The sequence below is a fragment of the Lelliottia wanjuensis genome (assembly GCF_030238365.1).
Taxonomy (GTDB): Bacteria; Pseudomonadota; Gammaproteobacteria; order Enterobacterales; family Enterobacteriaceae; genus Enterobacter; species Enterobacter wanjuensis.
The window spans coordinates 178,312-196,064 of record NZ_JASSOT010000001.1 but is presented as its reverse complement, the minus strand read 5'-3'; the positions used below and the strand labels follow the sequence as shown (position 1 = coordinate 196,064).

Sequence of the window (17,753 nt, the reverse complement as noted above, 5' to 3'; positions counted from 1 at the left end):
GTGTAACCACGGGGTGGGCGTCGCCCCGTCAGGAGAAACGTCATGAGTAAATTGTTGGATCGCTTCCGGTATTTCAAACAAAAAGGCGAGACCTTCGCCGACGGGCACGGTCAGGTGATGCACACCAACCGCGACTGGGAAGACAGTTATCGCCAGCGCTGGCAGTTCGACAAAATAGTGCGATCCACCCACGGGGTGAACTGTACCGGCTCCTGCAGCTGGAAGATTTACGTCAAAAACGGCCTGGTGACCTGGGAAACACAGCAAACCGACTACCCCCGCACCCGCCCCGACTTACCCAACCATGAACCGCGCGGCTGCCCGCGCGGGGCGAGTTACTCCTGGTATCTCTACAGCGCCAACCGCCTGAAATACCCGCTGGTGCGCCGAAAACTGATCGAGCTGTGGCGCGAAGCGCTGGGCCAGCACAGCGACCCGGTGCTGGCGTGGAACGCCATCATGAGCGATCCGCAGAAGGCCAGCAGCTACAAAAAAGCGCGCGGCCACGGCGGATTTATTCGCTCGAACTGGAAAGAGCTTAACCAGCTGATTGCCGCCGCTAACGTCTGGACGATTAAGCATTACGGCCCGGATCGCGTCGCCGGGTTCTCGCCGATCCCGGCGATGTCGATGGTCTCTTACGCCGCCGGGACGCGCTATCTCTCGCTGCTCGGCGGGACTTGTCTGAGTTTCTACGACTGGTACTGCGACCTGCCGCCCGCCTCGCCGATGACCTGGGGCGAGCAGACCGATGTCCCCGAATCCGCCGACTGGTATAACTCCAGCTACATCATCGCCTGGGGCTCGAACGTGCCGCAGACGCGCACACCGGACGCACACTTCTTCACCGAAGTGCGCTACAAAGGCACCAAAACCATCGCTATCACCCCGGACTTCTCGGAAGTTGCCAAGCTGAGCGATCAGTGGCTGGCCCCGAAACAAGGCACCGACAGCGCCCTGGCCATGGCGATGGGCCACGTGATCCTCCGCGAGTTTCACCTCGATAACCCCAGCGACTACTTCCTCAACTACTGCCGCCGCTATACCGATATGCCGATGCTGGTGATGCTCGATGCGCGTGACGACGGGAGTCTGGTGCCGGGACGGATGCTGCGCGCCTCGGATCTGGCCGAGGGTCTGGGCGAGGAGAACAATCCTGAATGGAAAACCGTGGCCTTTGATATCGCCGGAGGGCTGGTCGCGCCGAACGGCTCAATTGGTTTCCGCTGGGGCGAAAAAGGTAAATGGAACCTCGAATCGCTGGCAGCAGGACAGGAAACTGAGCTGACGCTCTCGCTGCTGATTACTCACGACAATATTGCGAACGTGGCCTTCCCCTACTTTGGCGGCAACGAAAACCCGCATTTTCGCAGCGTGAAACAGGACCGGGTGCTGATCCGCAAAGTGCCGTCGAAAACCCTGACGCTGGCCGATGGCCGTCAGCAGCAGGTCGCCAGCGTCTACGATCTGATTCTGGCGAACTACGGCCTCGATCGCGGTCTGGAAGATGCCAACGCCGTTAAAGATTACAGCGAAATCAAAGCCTACTCCCCGGCCTGGGGCGAGCAGATCACCGGCGTGCCGCGTCGTCATATCGAGCAGATCGCCCGCGAGTACGCCGATACCGCTCACAAAACCCACGGTCGCTCGATGATCATCCTCGGTGCGGGGGTGAACCACTGGTATCACATGGACATGAACTACCGCGGGATGATCAATATGCTGGTCTTCTGCGGCTGTGTCGGCAAAAGCGGCGGCGGCTGGTCGCACTACGTCGGTCAGGAGAAGCTGCGCCCACAAACCGGCTGGCTGCCGCTGGCGTTTGCCCTCGACTGGAACCGCCCGCCGCGCCAGATGAACAGCACCTCGTTCTTCTACAACCACGCCAGCCAGTGGCGTTACGAAAAACTCACCGCCCAGGAGCTGCTCTCCCCGCTGGCGGATCCGTCGAAATTCACCGGGCACCTGATCGACTTTAACGTGCGCGCCGAGAGGATGGGCTGGCTGCCGTCCGCCCCGCAGCTGTCGCTCAACCCGCTGCACATCAAAGCCCGCGCCGATGCCGCCGGAATGTCCCCGCAGGAGTACACGGTGCAGGCGCTGAAATCGGGCGATCTGCGCTTTGCCTGCGAACAGCCCGACAACGGCAAAAACCACCCGCGCAATCTGTTCGTCTGGCGCTCAAACCTGCTCGGCTCCTCCGGGAAAGGCCACGAGTACATGCTTAAATACCTGCTCGGCACCGAGAGCGGGATTCAGGGCGACGATCTCGGCTCGACCGACGACGTCAAACCGGAAGAGGTGGAGTGGCAAACTGCGGCCATCGAAGGCAAGCTTGACCTGCTGGTGACCCTCGATTTCCGCATGTCCAGCACCTGTCTGTTCTCGGACATCGTCCTGCCGACCGCGACCTGGTACGAGAAAGACGACATGAATACCTCGGATATGCATCCGTTTATTCACCCGCTCTCGGCAGCCGTGGATCCGGCGTGGGAATCGCGCAGCGACTGGGATATCTACAAAGGCATCGCCAAAGTGTTTTCCGAAGTGTGCGTCGGCCATCTGGGTACAGAAACTGACGTGGTATTGCAGCCGTTGCAGCACGATTCCCCGGCGGAGCTGTCGCAGCCCTTTGATATTCAGGACTGGCGCAAAGGTGAATGCGATCTGATCCCCGGTAAAACCGCGCCGAACATCGCTGTTATCGAGCGTAATTATCCGGAAACGTACGAGCGCTTTACTTCGCTCGGGCCGCTGATGGACAAGCTCGGCAACGGCGGGAAAGGTATTTCCTGGAACACCCAGGACGAAGTCGATTTCCTCGGCAAGCTGAACTACGTCAAGCTCGATGGCCCGTGCAAAGGGCGTCCGCTGATCGATACGGCCATCGACGCTTCGGAGGTGATCCTGTCGCTTGCCCCGGAAACCAACGGCCACGTGGCGGTCAAAGCCTGGAAAGCCCTCGCCGAATTTACCGGACGCGACCATACCCATCTGGCGATCAACAAAGAAGACGAGAAGATTCGTTTTCGCGATATCCAGGCCCAGCCGCGCAAAATCATCTCCAGCCCGACCTGGTCCGGCATCGAGAGCGAGCATGTTTCCTATAACGCCGGATACACCAACGTCCACGAGCTGATCCCGTGGCGTACCCTCTCCGGGCGTCAGCAACTGTATCAGGATCACCAGTGGATGCGCGCCTTTGGCGAAAGCCTGGTGGCCTATCGTCCGCCGATCGACACCCGCAGCGTGACCCACATGCGCGAAATTCCGCCGAACGGTTTCCCGGAAAAAGCGCTGAACTTCCTGACGCCGCACCAGAAATGGGGCATTCACTCCACCTACAGCGAAAACCTGCTGATGCAGACCCTGTCGCGCGGCGGGCCGATCGTCTGGATCAGCGAAACGGATGCCCGCGAGTTAGGCATTGAAGACAACGACTGGATCGAAGCCTTCAACGCCAACGGCGCCCTCACCGCCCGCGCGGTCGTCAGCCAGCGCGTGCCGCCGGGCATGACCATGATGTATCACGCCCAGGAGCGCATTCTTAACATACCGGGCTCGGAAGTGACCGGACGGCGCGGCGGGATCCACAACTCCGTCACTCGCGTCTGCCCGAAACCGACGCATATGATTGGCGGCTACGCGCAGCTGGCCTACGGCTTTAACTACTACGGCACCGTCGGCTCGAACCGCGACGAATTCATCATGATCCGCAAGATGAAAAACATTAACTGGCTGGATGGCGAAGGTCGGGATCAGGTACAGGAGGCGAAAAAATGAAAATACGCTCACAGGTCGGCATGGTACTGAATCTCGACAAATGCATTGGGTGTCACACCTGCTCGGTGACGTGCAAAAACGTCTGGACCGGGCGCGAAGGGATGGAATACGCGTGGTTTAACAATGTCGAAACCAAACCGGGCATCGGCTATCCGAAAAACTGGGAAGACCAGGAGGAGTGGCAAGGCGGCTGGGTGCGCGGGATCACCGGGAAACTGACGCCGCGCCTCGGCGGACGCGTGGGCGTGCTGTCGAAAATCTTCGCCAACCCGTCGCTGCCAGGCATCGACGACTATTACGAGCCTTTCACCTTTGACTATCAGGACTTGCACCGCGCGCCGGAGGGCGATCATCTCCCGACCGCGCGTCCGCGCTCGTTGATTAGCGGTAAACGAATGGACAAAATCGTCGGCGGCCCGAACTGGGAGGAGCTGCTCGGCGGCGAATTCGAGAAACGCGCCCGCGACCGTAACTTCGACAAGATGCAAAAGGAGATGTACGGCCAGTTCGAAAACACCTTCATGATGTACCTCCCGCGCCTGTGCGAGCACTGCCTGAACCCGAGTTGCGTCGCCACCTGCCCGAGCGGCGCGATTTATAAGCGCGAAGAGGACGGCATTGTCCTGATCGACCAGGACAAATGCCGCGGCTGGCGCATGTGCATCAGCGGCTGTCCGTACAAAAAAATCTACTTCAACTGGAAGAGCGGCAAGTCGGAAAAATGCATTTTCTGCTATCCACGCATTGAGTCCGGTCAGCCGACCGTCTGCTCGGAAACCTGCGTCGGGCGCATTCGCTATCTTGGCGTGCTGCTGTACGACGCGGATCGCATTGAAGAAGCAGCCAGCACCGAGCATGAAACGGATCTGTACGAGCGTCAGTGCGACGTATTCCTGAACCCGAACGATCCGGCGGTGATTGAGGAAGCGTTGAAACAGGGTATCCCGCAGAACGTGATCGAAGCGGCCCAGCGCTCGCCGGTCTACAAAATGGCGATGGACTGGAAGCTGGCCCTGCCGCTGCATCCGGAATATCGCACCCTGCCGATGGTCTGGTATGTGCCGCCGCTGTCACCGATCCAGTCCTACGCCGACGCCGGTGGTCTGCCGCAGACCGACAGCATTCTGCCTGCCGTCGAAAGCCTGCGCATTCCGGTGCAGTATCTGGCGAATATGCTGAGTGCGGGCGATACCGGCCCGGTGCTGCGCGCCCTGAAACGCATGATGGCGATGCGCCACTACAAACGCTCGCAAACCGTGGAAGGCGTGACCGATACCCGCGCCATCGACGAAGTGGGCCTGAGCGTGGAACAGGTGGAAGAGATGTACCGCTACCTGGCGATTGCCAACTACGAAGACCGTTTCGTGATCCCAACCAGCCACCGTGAAATGGCCGCCGATGCCTTCCCGGAGAAAAACGGCTGCGGCTTTACCTTCGGCGACGGCTGCCACGGCTCCGACACCAAATTCAATCTGTTCAACAGCCAGCGCATTGACGCCATCAATATTTCCGAGGTGCGTGAACACGGGGAGGGAGAGTAATGCGCATTCTGAAAATTATCGCCCTGCTCATTGAATATCCGGACGAGGCGCTCTGGGAGAGTCGCGACGAAGCCCTCTCCCTGATCGCCCAGGACGCGCCGCAGCTGCTGCCGTTTGCGCAGCAGCATCTTGGCGCGGCGCTGCTCGATAAACAGGCGCAGTGGTGTGAGGTGTTCGAGCGCGGGCGCGCGACGTCGCTCCTGCTGTTCGAGCATGTTCACGCCGAGTCCCGCGATCGCGGCCAGGCGATGGTCGATCTGATGGGCCAGTACGAGAAAGCCGGTTTAGCCCTCGACTGCCGTGAGCTGCCGGACTATCTGCCGCTCTATCTGGAGTATCTGAGCATCATTCCTGACGACGAGGCGCGCGAGGGTTTGCAGAATGTCGCGCCGATTCTGGCGCTGATCGGCGGGCGGCTGAAGCAGCGCGATGTGCCGCAGTATCAGCTGTTTGACGCTCTGCTGGCGCTTGCGGCCAGCAAACTGACAAGTGACAGCGTCACGAAACAGGTAGCGACGGAACAGCGGGATGACACCCGTCAGGCGCTGGACGCCGTGTGGGAAGAGGAACAGGTCAAGTTTATCGAGGACAACGCCACGGCGTGCGACAGCTCGCCGATGCAGCAATATCAACGACGCTTTAGCCAGGACGTCGCGCCTCAGTACGTGGACGTCAGCGCCGGAGGCCCGAAATGATGCACTATCTGAACGTCTTCTTTTACGACATCTACCCGTACCTGTGCGGGACGGTGTTCCTGTTGGGGAGCTGGCTGCGCTACGACTACGGGCAGTACACCTGGCGTGCGTCGTCCAGCCAGATGCTGGATAAACGCGGGATGGTGCTGTGGTCGAACTTGTTCCACATCGGCATTCTGGGGATCTTCTTCGGCCACGCCTTCGGGATGCTGACGCCGCACTGGGTCTATTCGTGGTTCCTGCCGATGTCGCAGAAACAGCTGATGGCGATGATCCTCGGCGGGGTTTGCGGCGTGCTGACGCTGGTCGGCGGCGCGGGGTTGCTGGTGAGGCGTTTAACCAATCCGCGTATCCGCGCGACCTCTTCGACGGCGGATATCCTGATCCTCTGCGTGCTGCTGGTGCAGTGTATTCTCGGCCTGGCGACGATTCCGTTCTCCGCGCAGCATCCGGATGGGAGTGAAATGCTGAAACTGGTCGACTGGGCGCAGGCGGTGGTGACTTTCCACGGCGGCGCATCGGCGCATCTCGACGGCGTGGCCTATATTTTCCGCGTGCATCTGGTACTCGGGATGACCATCTTCCTGCTGTTCCCGTTCACCAGGCTGGTGCACGTCTGGAGCGCACCGGTGGAGTATTTGACGCGACGGTATCAGGTGGTGAGATCGCGGCGCTGATTGCGCCGGATGGCGCTGCGCTTATCCGGCCTACGGTTTAGTTTGTCCGGTTTTGTAGGTCGGGTAAGGCGAAGCCGCCACCCGACATTGACCGTTATTTCCCCGCTTCCGGATGGGTATCAAACCCCGCCATCACCGCTGTTAATTCCGTCAATGAAAACCCGTGTTTCGGATCGTCCACGCCCAGCCCAAAACGCTCCTGCATCACGGTATACAACGCACTGGCATCCGGCAAATTGACCGTTTCCACAGCGCGAGCGCCCTGCCAGTGGGTAAAGTGGTAGTTGGTCAGCGTCAGCTTGCCGCCGTCCGGCAGATGGCGACACATCAGAAGATGGTGGCGGAAATGGGACTGCGGCCAGTGGGCGGACCAGAAATTACCCATCACGTAATCGGTGAAATACTGCGTCGCCAGGTCGAAATGGTACATCGACTGCCAGTGCTCATGATGGCGGAACTGCAACACCCAGTCGTTGTTCTCATTCATCAGGCGGTAAACGCCGTGCGGCGTGGCCTGCTCTTCCCCGGTGATGAGACGAATCGGTGCGGTCAGCGTCTGGCCGCCGAATCCGACATCCGCAATCCAGCGCTCGCCGTTGAGTTCCACCAGCAGCAGACGATGCGTACGAGGCGGCATCTGCGGCGGATTCGCCAGAATCACGCGCCCGAGCACGCTGCGCACCTCAAAGCCCACTTCGCGCAGCACGCGCTCGAATAATCCGTTCTGCTCAAAGCAGTAGCCGCCACGGCGCGCGGAAACCAGCTTGTCCATCACGCTTTGATCGTCGAGCTGGATCTCGCGGGTCATGACCACGTCAATATTCTCAAACGGAATTGCGCAGTTGTGGCTCAAATGCAGCGCCCGCAGGGTCTCGATATGCACGGAGACCGGCTGCTGCCAGCCGATACGGGCAAAATAAGCGCTCAGAAATGGGGACATAGTGGGGTTCCTTATAGAGATATTCCCTGTTTATAAACTATTTTCGCGCATCCACTGGTGCAAAAGTGCTTTTCATCTTTATCCCCGTCACACTGCCATCCTGAGCTCCACCTTATCCAGCAATTTCCCGACATCGACTTCATCCACGTTCGCTCCCTGCAAAAAGGCCGTCGAGTAGGTTTTCCAGACCCCGGATTGCAGGAAGAGAATAAACAGATCCCGGTTGAGATGATTCTCGTTGACCATCATCACCATAATATTCAGCGCCTCTGAAAGTCGTTTCCCCGGTTTATATGGGCGGTCGGCCGCGGTCAGCGCTTCGAACACATCGGCAATCGCCATCATCCTGACCGGAATACTCATCTGCTCTTCGCGCAGCTGATAAGGATACCCTTTCCCGTCCATGCGCTCGTGATGGCCACCCGCGATCACCGGCACATTGGCCATCGCTCGTGGGAAAGGCAGTTTTTTGAGCATGATGATGGTCTGCATGATGTGCTCGTTAATTTTGTAACGCTCCTCGTCCGTGAGCGTGCCTCTGCGGATCGACAGGTTGTAAATCTCACCGTAGTTGTAGAGATGCTCGGGTTCCCGCAGCCGGAACTGGTAGCTTTCTGGCAGATGACTTTTGGTATCACGGTAAACCACGTGCTCTTCTTTATCGGCAAGGATGGGCTCTTGCACGGGCAGCGGTTGTGCGGGCTGGCGGGTTTTGCGCGCCAGCTCGGCGCTGGAAACGCCCGCGGTGTCGTCGAGGGTTCGCGTCCACCGATAACCGGCAATCTCCTGAATGCGCGCCAGAGCGCTGTCAGGCAGGAACTCGCCGCCAATATTGCACTGTGCAATAAAGTAAAAATCCTCATCCAGTTTCCGGAGCGCTTCTTCCAGCTGTCGATCCGGTTCTGCCAGCAAAGCGTCCGGAATGCGGCTTCGCAGCGAGGCGATCTCTTTTTCGCGTTTTAGCACCTCAAAGCGCATGCGAATTTCATGGATGCGATCGTAAATCAGCTCCAGTTTGGTAGCTTTGTCCACCACAAATTCCGGGGTGGTGATTTTCCCGCAGTCATGCAGCCAGCAGGCCGTGTGGAGCTCCTCCCACTCATTTTCGGAGAGCGTGAAACTGGCAAATGGCCCCTCTTTCGCCTCCACGGCAGCGCGGGCGAGCATTTTGGTAATTTCAGGAACCCTCTGACAGTGGCCGCCCGTATAGGCGCTTTTGGCGTCGATGGCACCGGCGATCAGCTCGATAAAGGCATTCAGGAGATGCTTTTGCTCCTGCAGCAGGTACTGGGTTTCAATAGCCACAGACATACTGCCGATCAGGGCGTTGACCAGCTGCATTTTTTTCGCCTGGCGTTCTGCGTTCATCTCGTAGAAGTTGAGCAGCAGCAGGAATCCCAGCAGGTGGCCGTCGTGGGTCTGCATGGGTACGGCAATGTACGAGACCCGATGATAAGACTGCAAAAAGGCGCGCAGCGGAGCGGGCATGGCAGTGGGATTTGATTGCAGATCAAAAACGCCGCAGACAGACTGGCCTTCGCGGATTTGCGCGAACGCAGGCGTATCCCGCTCATCGAACTGCATCGCCTCCATCTCTGGCTGAGTCAACGTCTGGCTTTCGCGATTAACGGCGACGGGCGTGAAGATATGCTGCGTTTTATCCGCCAGATAAATAATCCCGCCGTTCATGGCGGCGATTTCCGTGGTTTCATTCAGCAGCCCCTGCATCTGCTGCGGAAAATTATCTCTGGCCGACAGGATGTTGCCCATCGAGATAAATTGATTCAGGGTGCGCTTCATTTTTGCCATCGCCCGGTGCAAATCATCCACCTCTTCAATGACGGAATGCTCAGCGTCACCTTCATTGAAGGTCAGCGTACTGATGGCTTCGGCATCTTTGCACAGCCGGATCAGCGGCCTGGAGATCCGCCGGGAGAAGTACCAGACTACCGGCAGGCTGAGCAGCAGCAGAACAAAGGCGATCAGGGTGGCGTTGTTGCGGATCGCGTTCGCGTCTGCCGTCAGAAGCGCAGACGGCGTGGCAATAATCAGCCGGTAGTGATTTCCGCTGTTATCAATATTCACCACCGAACCGTACCAGTCCTGGCCGTCGACGTTAAACTGCCTGCTTTTACCCGCATTTTCAGCGGGCAAGCCGGAAAGCGTATTTAACACCGGCGAGCGTTCCAGCTGATTGAACCCCTTTTCACCGCCGTTGAGCGGCGGCTGGCTGGCGATCATTTCATTGGACGCGTTGACAATGGCGGCCTGACTGCCTGCGGGTAATCCCTGCTGTTTCAAAAACTGAGACAGAGAAGCCAGGGAGACATCCAGCCCGAGCACCGCCTGCTGGTTATCCACCCGCCTGCTGTAGGTAAACCCGGTCTCGCCGGTGCTATGGAATCGGTAGTTGGGAGAGGTGATAAGATCTGAGGTTTTAGATGCCTGAATAAACCACGGACGTGTGCGAGGATCGAACGGATCGTTAGCGACCGTTGTCGTGCCGATGACCTGCAGCTGCTCGTTGAGGGACATCAAGCGCTTTTCAGATTTCCCGGCGACCAGCCTGTTGCTCTGCACCAGCCACTGCACATTATCGGGCACCTGGAAAAAGCGGCGATTGGCTTCTGTTATGCGCCGCAACATAAAAAAATCCCCGTCAGGCCAGGCCACATAAACCGAACTGGCGTAGTCGTTCTGGCGCAATATGTCGATCAACTTCCCGACGGACAGCATGCGCTGTTCGGGCGAGATGGCGTCGGCGATCGTCGTACCGGCAAGCAGATTGACGGACATCATCATCCCGCGCGTCACGGCATCCAGTTCGGTCGCAACGGCCTCACCGGTTTTCTGATATTGCTGGTTGGTGCTGTTTTCCGTCAGGCGAGTCAGCTGGCTGTAGCTAAACATAACGATGACCGAGCCAATAATGACAATCAGCAGGGTAAAAAGCGTCGCAATCTGGAGATGCAAAGGATGGCGATACTTCAGGCGGGACAGTGTATCTGGCAGCATATCCGGGCGTCCTGAAACTGTGTTTCTCATTGATCAGTATGGCATAACCCGGAAATATGCTAGTCGTAGATCCGCGATAATTCTGTTCTCAGCCGCGCACACCGGATGCCGCTTGCTTTCACCCTCGGTTCAGTCGTTTAATGCCCTATCGCCCCAGTCTGAGGAGTTCCTGTGAGCCACTTCCGCCCCGTCGAATTAAAACATGCGAGCCGCCTTCTGAATCACGGCCCTACGGTGTTGATCACCAGCCGCGACGAGACCATAAACCGACGCAACGTGATGGCTGCCGCCTGGTCAATGCCTGTCGAATTTGAACCACCGCGGATTGCGATTGTGGTCGATAAAAGCGCGTGGTCCCGTGAGCTGATTGAACGCAGCGGGATGTTTGGGATTGTGATCCCGGGTGTCGCTGCGGCGAACTGGACCTACGCCGTCGGCAGCATCAGCGGTCGCGATGAAGACAAGTTCAATGCCTACGGAATACCGGCGATGAATGGCCCGGTGCTGGGCCTGCCGGTGATTGAAGAGAAGTGTCTGGCGTGGATGGAGTGCCGCCTGTTGCCTGCGACCTCTGCCGCCGAGAAATACGATACGCTGTTTGGCGAAGTGGTGGCCGCGGCCGCAGATGAAATGGCGTTCGTCGCCGGACGCTGGCAGTTCAACAGTGACAGCCGGAATACCTTGCATCACCTGGGGGCGGGAACTTTTGTCACTAGCGGGAAGATGGTGAAAGCGCCGGAGTAAACTCCGGCGCTGAGATAACAACTACCCTTTCGCGCGACTGGCAATAATGTCGTCCGCCACGTTGCGCGGTGCTTCGGCGTAATGGTGGAACTCCATACTGTAGGTTGCACGGCCCTGCGACATGGATCGCAATGTGGTCGCATAACCAAACATCTCAGCCAGCGGGACGTCAGCGCGAATAATCTGGCTGCCGAACCGCTCTTCCATGCCCTGCACCATTCCGCGACGAGAAGAGAGATCGCCCATAATGTTCCCGGCGTACTCTTCCGGCGTTTCCACCTCGACGTGCATCACCGGTTCCAGAATCGCCGGGTCTGCTTTGCGCGCGCCGTCTTTAAAGCCGAAGATCGCCGCCATGCGGAAGGCCATTTCCGAGGAGTCGACGTCGTGATACGAACCAAACGTCAGGGTCGCTTTCACGTCCACCACCGGATAACCCGCCAGCACGCCGCTGTTCATCGCTTCGCGCAGGCCTTTTTCCACCGATGGAATGTACTCGCGCGGCACCACGCCGCCTTTGGTGGCATCTTCAAATTTAAAGCCGCTGCCCGGCTCGAGGGGTTCCAGGCTCAGAACCACATGCCCGTACTGCCCTTTCCCGCCGGACTGGCGCACAAATTTGCCTTCGATCTCTTTCACCGCTTTGCGTAGCGTCTCGCGATAGGTCACCTGCGGGCGGCCAATGTTCGCTTCGACGCCAAACTCGCGTTTCATGCGATCGACGATAATTTCAAGATGGAGCTCGCCCATCCCGGAGATGATCGTCTGGCCTGACTCTTCGTCCGTGTGCAGGCGGAACGACGGATCTTCTGCCGCCAGACGCTGCAGCGCGATCCCCATTTTCTCCTGATCGGCCTTGGTTTTCGGCTCGATCGCCAGGGAAATGACCGGGTCCGGGAACTCCATGCGCTCAAGCGTGATCAGGTGATCCGGATCGCTCAGGGTGTCGCCCGTCGTGACATCTTTCAGCCCGACGCAGGCGGCGATATCCCCCGCGCGCAGTTCATCGACTTCATGACGGTCGTTGGCATGCATCTGCACGATACGCCCGATACGCTCTTTCTTGCCTTTCACCGGGTTGTAGACCGCATCGCCTTTTCTCAACACGCCGGAATAGACGCGGATAAAGGTCAACTGGCCGACGTACGGGTCGGTCATCAGCTTGAACGCCAGCGCCGAGAAGGGTTCGTCATCGCTCGGATGGCGCTCGGCGTGTTGCCCTTTTTCATCCACGCCATCAATGGCCGGAACGTCAAGGGGCGACGGCATCAGTTCGACAACCGCGTCGAGCATGCGCTGCACGCCTTTGTTTTTAAAGGCACTGCCGCACAGCATCGGTTGGATCTCGCCTTTGATGGTGCGCTGGCGCAGGCCGTCGATGATTTCGGCTTCATCAAGATCACCCGTTTCCAGGTATTTATCCATCAGCGCGTCAGTGGCTTCCGCCGCGGCGGAGACCATTTTTTCCCGCCAGATCTTCGCGGTGCTCAGCAGGTCGTCCGGCACCGGCCCGTAGCTAAAGGTCATGCCCTGCGTCGCGTCGTCCCATAAAATAGAGCGCATTTTGATGAGATCGACCACGCCGGTGAAGTGCTCTTCTGCACCGACAGGAATGACAATCGGCACCGGATTGGCCTTCAGGCGGTCAATCATCATCTGTACCACGCGGAAGAAATCCGCTCCCGGGCGGTCCATTTTGTTGACGAACGCCAGGCGCGGGACGTGATATTTATTCGCCTGCCGCCAGACGGTTTCCGACTGCGGTTGCACGCCGCCGACGGAGTCATAGACCATCACCGCGCCGTCGAGGACGCGCATGGAGCGTTCCACTTCGATGGTGAAATCCACGTGCCCTGGGGTGTCGATAATGTTGATCCGGTGCGGTTCAAAATTACGATCCATGCCTGGCCAGAAAGCGCTCACGGCGGCGGACGTAATGGTAATTCCGCGCTCTTGCTCCTGCGCCATCCAGTCTGTTGTTGCCGCGCCATCGTGGACTTCACCCAGTTTGTGGCTCATTCCGGTGTAAAACAGAATGCGCTCGGTGGTGGTCGTTTTACCGGCATCGATATGCGCGGAGATACCGATGTTGCGATAACGTTCGAGGGGGACGGGTCGGGGCATGATAAATCCTTAGTCAGTTTGACTTGAGTAGAACGACCGGAATGGTCGTCTGTGTGTTCGTCTGCTATAATAGTCCTATTGTACGAGTATATACGAACTATTTTTTTAAGGATGGGCCTATCATTAAGATAGCTCACCTTCCCGCTAACCCAGGAAGTCTATGATTGCCAACCACCCCGAACCTGAACAAATCACGCTGGAAAATGTGCTGTTAGCCCTCGGCAACCCGCTGCGACTGGAAATCCTCCGCCTGCTCGCCGACGGCAGCGAACTGAGCTGCAACGCCCTGCGTCCGGAAGAAATAGCCAAATCGACAATGACCCACCACTGGCGCGTCCTGCGTGACAGCGGCGTGATCTGGCAGCGCCCGCAGGGACGCGAGAATATGATTTCGTTGCGAAGAGAAGACCTGGACGCCCGTTTTCCGGGGCTGTTAGATACGTTGTTGCGGGTGATGTAGCCGTTTTTATGCCGGGTGGCGGCTGCGCCTTACCCGGCCTACGGATCCGATGAATTTGTAGGCCGGGTAAGCGTCAGCGCCACCCGGCTTTAATTGCCACTTTAAACTTCTGGAGACCACCCGTCATATTGCAGCGTGAAATGTGAATCATCTCTTTTCACGCTACCTGTAACCGGTGAATTAAAGTGCATGCCCGTTACGCTTATATTATCTGAGACAATCCTTTCCAGCAGGCGTTTACGGGTGGCCGCAGCGGTGGCTGGATCGGTATCAAACGCAATGGTCACTTCTGGATGCTCAACCTGGATATGTGGGAAATGTACAATATCGCCCCAGATTAATAATGACTCCTGACCGCTACCGACCAGATACCCGGTATGGCCTGGGGTGTGTCCGGGTAACGGAACTGCCTGAATCCCCGTCACAATATCCTCCTGAGAGAACGGCACCAGTTTCTGCTCGTAAGCAGCAAGCGCATTCTGGGCAAGCGCGAAGGAAGGATTAAACGCGCCAGGGGCACTCGCCTGGACCGTTTGATTGCGCCAGAAGGCCATCTCTTTCTCGTGGATATACACCCTTTCAACATGGCGAAAGAGTGGCGTATTTAACGGGCCGGCTATCCCACCAATATGATCGGGATGCGCGTGGGTGAGCAGGATGGTGTCTATTTGCAGAGGGTCAATCCCTGCCGCCGCCAGCGCGACCGGCAAACGTCCGCCCCAGCCTTTAAAATTCCCGGCGCCGCTGTCCACGAGGATCGTTTGATTACCAGTCTGAATAACGTACACGTTGATATTTATGCGCGGCAATTGAGAGACGCCACGCTGTTGAAGGAGTGCTTCGGCTCTGGAACCATCGATTCCCGACAAAAGTTCAAATGAAGCATCCAGATACCCATCGCTGAGCATAGTCACCAGCATATTGCCAATTTTTTTACGGTTAACCATGGGTGCCTGAAATGTCTGAAGTAACGTCATGTTGTGACCTCGAAAATGTGAATCAGATCAGCATAACCCTCTGACGAGGCGATAAAAAGTGGCAAATGTGTTTCAGGCTATTATCGAATGAGATAACGTTATTGCAGATGAGAGCAGACAAAATTCTGCGTTCACAATGCCGGATGGGAGAATGCGTTGTTGCAGGTGAGGTAAGAGAAACGAAGATCAGGCGAGAACTAAACGCCTGAACAGCAATTGCTGTATATCCTGGCGTTGCGACAGAACGGCGTGCACCGTAATTGTTAAATTTTCGACGGAATACAGCACTCTGTAGCCATCCTGCGTATTAAATTCGCGATACTTTGCGCATCCAATTTTCAGCAGTTCTGGGCAAATGTGTGCTCCCTGTGGAAACTGACCGACCGTATTTTCGAACTGCTCCAGAATGCCTGCAATGACAGGACGTGGCTTAACATCAATGCGTCGCAAAAAACTGACGATATCATCTATGCAATGTTTTGCTGTCAGCGTGTACTCGAAAACTCTTTGGTTGTTATCCATCACATACCTCTTCATCCGTTAGTCGAACTCAGTTATCGAGACCGTCCAGTAACTGCTCCTTAGAAAGCACGTTCCCTTCTGATTTATCTTTTTCTGACAGAGTAAGCAGTTTGAGCAGCGCAATGGCTTGTTCTCTTTGCTGCTGTTGGTCATATGATTCAATTACATACGCGGGCACGCCATTTTGAGTCACCAAAATGGGCTCCGAGAGATCCAGCGTTGCCGCGTTTTTCTTAATAAAACTGATCGTTTCGACTTTCATGATCCGTCCTTAGTGCGTCAATGAAGTCTTAATATAGACCATATATAGACCGCGTTCAATTGACGCTACAGTAAGATACTTTGATATCGCGAACGGTGTTGGAAGCAGTCGCGCAGATCTGAAAACCTTGCCGGGTGGCGGCTGCGCCTTACCCAGCCTACGGGTCCGATGATTTTGTAGGCCACCCGGCAAAAATCTTACATCGAATACCCAGGTTTCTTGATCAGCTCATCCAGTTTCGGGCCGATCTCCGTATCCCAGACCTGCGCTTTCCAGTCTTCCTGTTGCACCTGGTTCAGGGCAACGGAAACGGAAGCGTCTTTGCTGTTGAAATGACGAATTATCACTTCGGCGATGTCCGCTGCCAGGGCGGTTTTTTGTTCTTCGTTCAGATCGCGGGGAAAACATTTGATATCGACGTGTGGCATGTGCAGGCTCCTGTTGTGATGAGCTTTTCAACATATCAGATAATGTCGTTGGCCTTTAACACCTTGTGCAGTTCTGGCAGCTGACAGACGGAATCGGCGATAGCGGTAATATGCGGCGTGTTGGCGGCAAACCATTCATGGCGCGGGCCCCAGGTGCGCATCACCGCGATGTAGACGTCAATCAGCGTAAGCTGCTCGCCGAACGCCCAGGGCGCGGCTTTGAGATGGTTATCCAGCCACAGATAGAGTAATTTGCGATACGCCATGCAGTTTTCCCGCAGCTGGTCCGGTGCGTCGGGCGTCCAGCGTTCCGGGTAGTCGGCGTAAGTGAAGGTAGGATAGACATTGGCGACCAGCCAGATCAGCAGGCGCTGGAACTGCGCCCGGTCCGGGTGGCCCACCGGTGGCGCGAGATCCGGGCAACGATCGAGAATCATCAGCCCGATGGCCGCCGTTTCACTCATCACCGCGCCGTTTTCCAGCTCCAGCGTCGGGACCTGACACAGAGGATTGAGCTTCTCCAGCAGCACCCGCTGCGGGCCGGGCGAGTCAAACCCCTCCACATTGATGTACCGATAGGGAATATCGCCCAGGGTGAGCATCACTTCGCTGATGGCCGATCCCCAGCCGGGTACGCCGTACAGGTTAATCATACTCCCCCCACTCAGAACAAATTCTAAGTGTAGAACATCAGTAGGTGATGCCCGGCGGATTGACCTCGGACTGCGCCACCCCCTCGCCCTGCTCGCCCCAGCGCGCCAGCACCTGCTGATACTCCCCGCGCTGAATCGCCCCGTCGAGCGCCGCCTGCAGGGCATACACCAGCTCGTTGCCCTTTTTCGTCGTGGTGGCGACGTAGGCCTTTTTCGGTCCCAAACCGACCACGCGGGTTTTACCCGTCAGCGCCGCTTTATAAGCCGAAACCGACTGCGGGCCAAAGAACACGTCCGCCCGCCCGGACTGGATATACAAATTCCCTGAGGCGTCATCCGTCAGATAAACCGGCAGCGCAGGCTCGCGCCCGGCCTGCTTGTTCTCCTCGTTCCAGCCGAGCAGGATGCGCTCCTGATTAGTCCCGGAGCCGACGATCACTTTTTTGCCCGCCAGATCCTCGGCGTTTTTGATCGACTGCACGTCGCTGGTGGAGTTCACCGAAAAGGCCAGGGAATCGACCCGATAGGTCGCGAAATCAAACTTCTCTTTACGCTGCTCGGTCACGGCGATATTCACCAGCGCCACGTCGTAGCGCCCGGAGCTGATCCCGAGGGGCCAGTCCTCCCACGCCGTCGGCACCAGTTTGAGTTTTAACCCGAGGCTACCCGCCAGCAGCCGGGCGATATCCGGGTCGCTGCCAATGCGGGTGCGGTTATCGCTGGCGAGCAGCGCCAGCGGCGGAGAGTTCAGGGCGGAAATCGCCACCGTCAATGTGCCCGGCTCAACAAACTTATACCCCCGCGGGATCTTCGCGATCGCCGCCCGATCGATGGCGACAGGCAGCGGCTGCTCGTTCGCTTTTAAATCGATACTCGCCTGGCTTACTGATACGACGCCCAGCAGCGCCAGAAATCCGTATTTCATACCCTCT

15 protein-coding genes are annotated in these 17,753 nt (G+C 57.5%); 6 read left to right on the top strand and 9 right to left on the bottom strand.

All coding sequences use genetic code 11. From position 1 onward, the window contains the following. The first annotated feature begins 42 nt into the window (after positions 1-42). Genes QQF33_RS00940 through narI form a run of 4 tightly spaced genes read left to right on the top strand, consistent with a single transcriptional unit; the run spans position 43 to position 6,696 of the window. Entirely contained in the window at positions 43-3,783 is a 3,741-nt protein-coding gene (locus tag QQF33_RS00940) for a nitrate reductase subunit alpha (RefSeq protein WP_285157219.1), read from the top strand. Then, positions 3,780-5,324, top strand: a complete 1,545-nt coding sequence (gene narH / locus QQF33_RS00935; protein WP_285144404.1) for a nitrate reductase subunit beta — start codon at positions 3,780-3,782, stop codon at positions 5,322-5,324. Before QQF33_RS00940 ends, narH begins: the two co-directional genes overlap by 4 nt. Then, positions 5,324-6,019 carry a nitrate reductase molybdenum cofactor assembly chaperone gene (gene narW, locus QQF33_RS00930; protein ID WP_285157218.1) on the top strand — a complete coding sequence of 232 codons (696 nt, stop codon included), beginning with the start codon at positions 5,324-5,326 and terminating at the stop codon, positions 6,017-6,019. Before narH ends, narW begins: the two co-directional genes overlap by 1 nt. Further along, positions 6,016-6,696 (top strand): respiratory nitrate reductase subunit gamma, encoded by a 681-nt coding sequence (gene narI, locus QQF33_RS00925; protein ID WP_282495162.1) that lies wholly within the window; start codon positions 6,016-6,018, stop codon positions 6,694-6,696. The genes narW and narI overlap by 4 nt, the downstream gene beginning before the upstream one ends. Before the next feature lie 94 nt (positions 6,697-6,790). On the opposite strand, the gene nhoA is transcribed toward narI, so the two are convergent. Beyond that, positions 6,791-7,636 (bottom strand): N-hydroxyarylamine O-acetyltransferase, encoded by an 846-nt coding sequence (gene nhoA / locus QQF33_RS00920; RefSeq protein ID WP_285157217.1) that lies wholly within the window; start codon positions 7,634-7,636, stop codon positions 6,791-6,793. Between the two features lie 87 nt (positions 7,637-7,723). Then, complete coding sequence (locus QQF33_RS00915; RefSeq protein WP_390888456.1) at positions 7,724-10,648, bottom strand: HD domain-containing phosphohydrolase; 2,925 nt, start codon at positions 10,646-10,648, stop codon at positions 7,724-7,726. Positions 10,649-10,822: 174 nt separating this feature from the next. Here QQF33_RS00915 and QQF33_RS00910 point away from each other — a divergent pair, with 174 nt between their 5' ends. Then, on the top strand, positions 10,823-11,395 hold the full coding sequence (locus QQF33_RS00910; RefSeq protein ID WP_285157215.1) for a flavin reductase family protein: 573 nt from the start codon (positions 10,823-10,825) through the stop codon (positions 11,393-11,395). A 21-nt stretch (positions 11,396-11,416) separates the two neighbouring features. On the opposite strand, the gene fusA is transcribed toward QQF33_RS00910, so the two are convergent. After that, entirely contained in the window at positions 11,417-13,519 is a 2,103-nt protein-coding gene (fusA, locus tag QQF33_RS00905; protein WP_285148864.1) for an elongation factor G, read from the bottom strand. A 160-nt stretch (positions 13,520-13,679) separates the two neighbouring features. Between fusA and QQF33_RS00900 the strand changes: the two genes are divergently transcribed. Continuing rightward, complete coding sequence (locus tag QQF33_RS00900; RefSeq protein WP_103945957.1) at positions 13,680-13,979, top strand: ArsR/SmtB family transcription factor; 300 nt, start codon at positions 13,680-13,682, stop codon at positions 13,977-13,979. 101 nt (positions 13,980-14,080) lie between these two features. On the opposite strand, the gene QQF33_RS00895 is transcribed toward QQF33_RS00900, so the two are convergent. From QQF33_RS00895 to QQF33_RS00870, 6 genes are all read right to left on the bottom strand, one after another. Continuing rightward, positions 14,081-14,956, bottom strand: a complete 876-nt coding sequence (locus QQF33_RS00895) for an MBL fold metallo-hydrolase (protein WP_285157214.1) — start codon at positions 14,954-14,956, stop codon at positions 14,081-14,083. Between the two features lie 186 nt (positions 14,957-15,142). Beyond that, positions 15,143-15,478 (bottom strand): type II toxin-antitoxin system RelE/ParE family toxin, encoded by a 336-nt coding sequence (locus QQF33_RS00890; RefSeq protein ID WP_285157213.1) that lies wholly within the window; start codon positions 15,476-15,478, stop codon positions 15,143-15,145. A 28-nt stretch (positions 15,479-15,506) separates the two neighbouring features. Then, positions 15,507-15,740, bottom strand: a complete 234-nt coding sequence (locus QQF33_RS00885; protein ID WP_285157212.1) for a type II toxin-antitoxin system Phd/YefM family antitoxin — start codon at positions 15,738-15,740, stop codon at positions 15,507-15,509. 197 nt (positions 15,741-15,937) lie between these two features. Then, on the bottom strand, positions 15,938-16,168 hold the full coding sequence (pptA, locus tag QQF33_RS00880; RefSeq protein WP_095282093.1) for a tautomerase PptA: 231 nt from the start codon (positions 16,166-16,168) through the stop codon (positions 15,938-15,940). A 35-nt stretch (positions 16,169-16,203) separates the two neighbouring features. After that, positions 16,204-16,821, bottom strand: coding sequence for a glutathione S-transferase family protein (locus QQF33_RS00875; protein WP_285157211.1), 618 nt, complete (start codon positions 16,819-16,821; stop codon positions 16,204-16,206). Positions 16,822-16,858: 37 nt separating this feature from the next. Next, positions 16,859-17,746, bottom strand: coding sequence for a transporter substrate-binding domain-containing protein (locus QQF33_RS00870; RefSeq protein WP_285157210.1), 888 nt, complete (start codon positions 17,744-17,746; stop codon positions 16,859-16,861). Between the last annotated feature and the right edge of the window lie 7 nt (positions 17,747-17,753).

Coding starts and splice junctions, on each gene's coding strand:
- narW (WP_285157218.1), top strand. CDS start 5,324: ATGCGCATTCTGAAAATTATCGCCCTGCTCATTGAATATCCGGACGAG.
- QQF33_RS00870 (WP_285157210.1), bottom strand. CDS start 17,746: ATGAAATACGGATTTCTGGCGCTGCTGGGCGTCGTATCAGTAAGCCAG.
- pptA (WP_095282093.1), bottom strand. CDS start 16,168: ATGCCACACGTCGATATCAAATGTTTTCCCCGCGATCTGAACGAAGAA.
- fusA (WP_285148864.1), bottom strand. CDS start 13,519: ATGCCCCGACCCGTCCCCCTCGAACGTTATCGCAACATCGGTATCTCC.
- QQF33_RS00900 (WP_103945957.1), top strand. CDS start 13,680: ATGATTGCCAACCACCCCGAACCTGAACAAATCACGCTGGAAAATGTG.
- narH (WP_285144404.1), top strand. CDS start 3,780: ATGAAAATACGCTCACAGGTCGGCATGGTACTGAATCTCGACAAATGC.
- QQF33_RS00885 (WP_285157212.1), bottom strand. CDS start 15,740: ATGAAAGTCGAAACGATCAGTTTTATTAAGAAAAACGCGGCAACGCTG.
- nhoA (WP_285157217.1), bottom strand. CDS start 7,636: ATGTCCCCATTTCTGAGCGCTTATTTTGCCCGTATCGGCTGGCAGCAG.
- QQF33_RS00875 (WP_285157211.1), bottom strand. CDS start 16,821: ATGATTAACCTGTACGGCGTACCCGGCTGGGGATCGGCCATCAGCGAA.
- QQF33_RS00940 (WP_285157219.1), top strand. CDS start 43: ATGAGTAAATTGTTGGATCGCTTCCGGTATTTCAAACAAAAAGGCGAG.
- narI (WP_282495162.1), top strand. CDS start 6,016: ATGATGCACTATCTGAACGTCTTCTTTTACGACATCTACCCGTACCTG.
- QQF33_RS00895 (WP_285157214.1), bottom strand. CDS start 14,956: ATGACGTTACTTCAGACATTTCAGGCACCCATGGTTAACCGTAAAAAA.
- QQF33_RS00890 (WP_285157213.1), bottom strand. CDS start 15,478: ATGGATAACAACCAAAGAGTTTTCGAGTACACGCTGACAGCAAAACAT.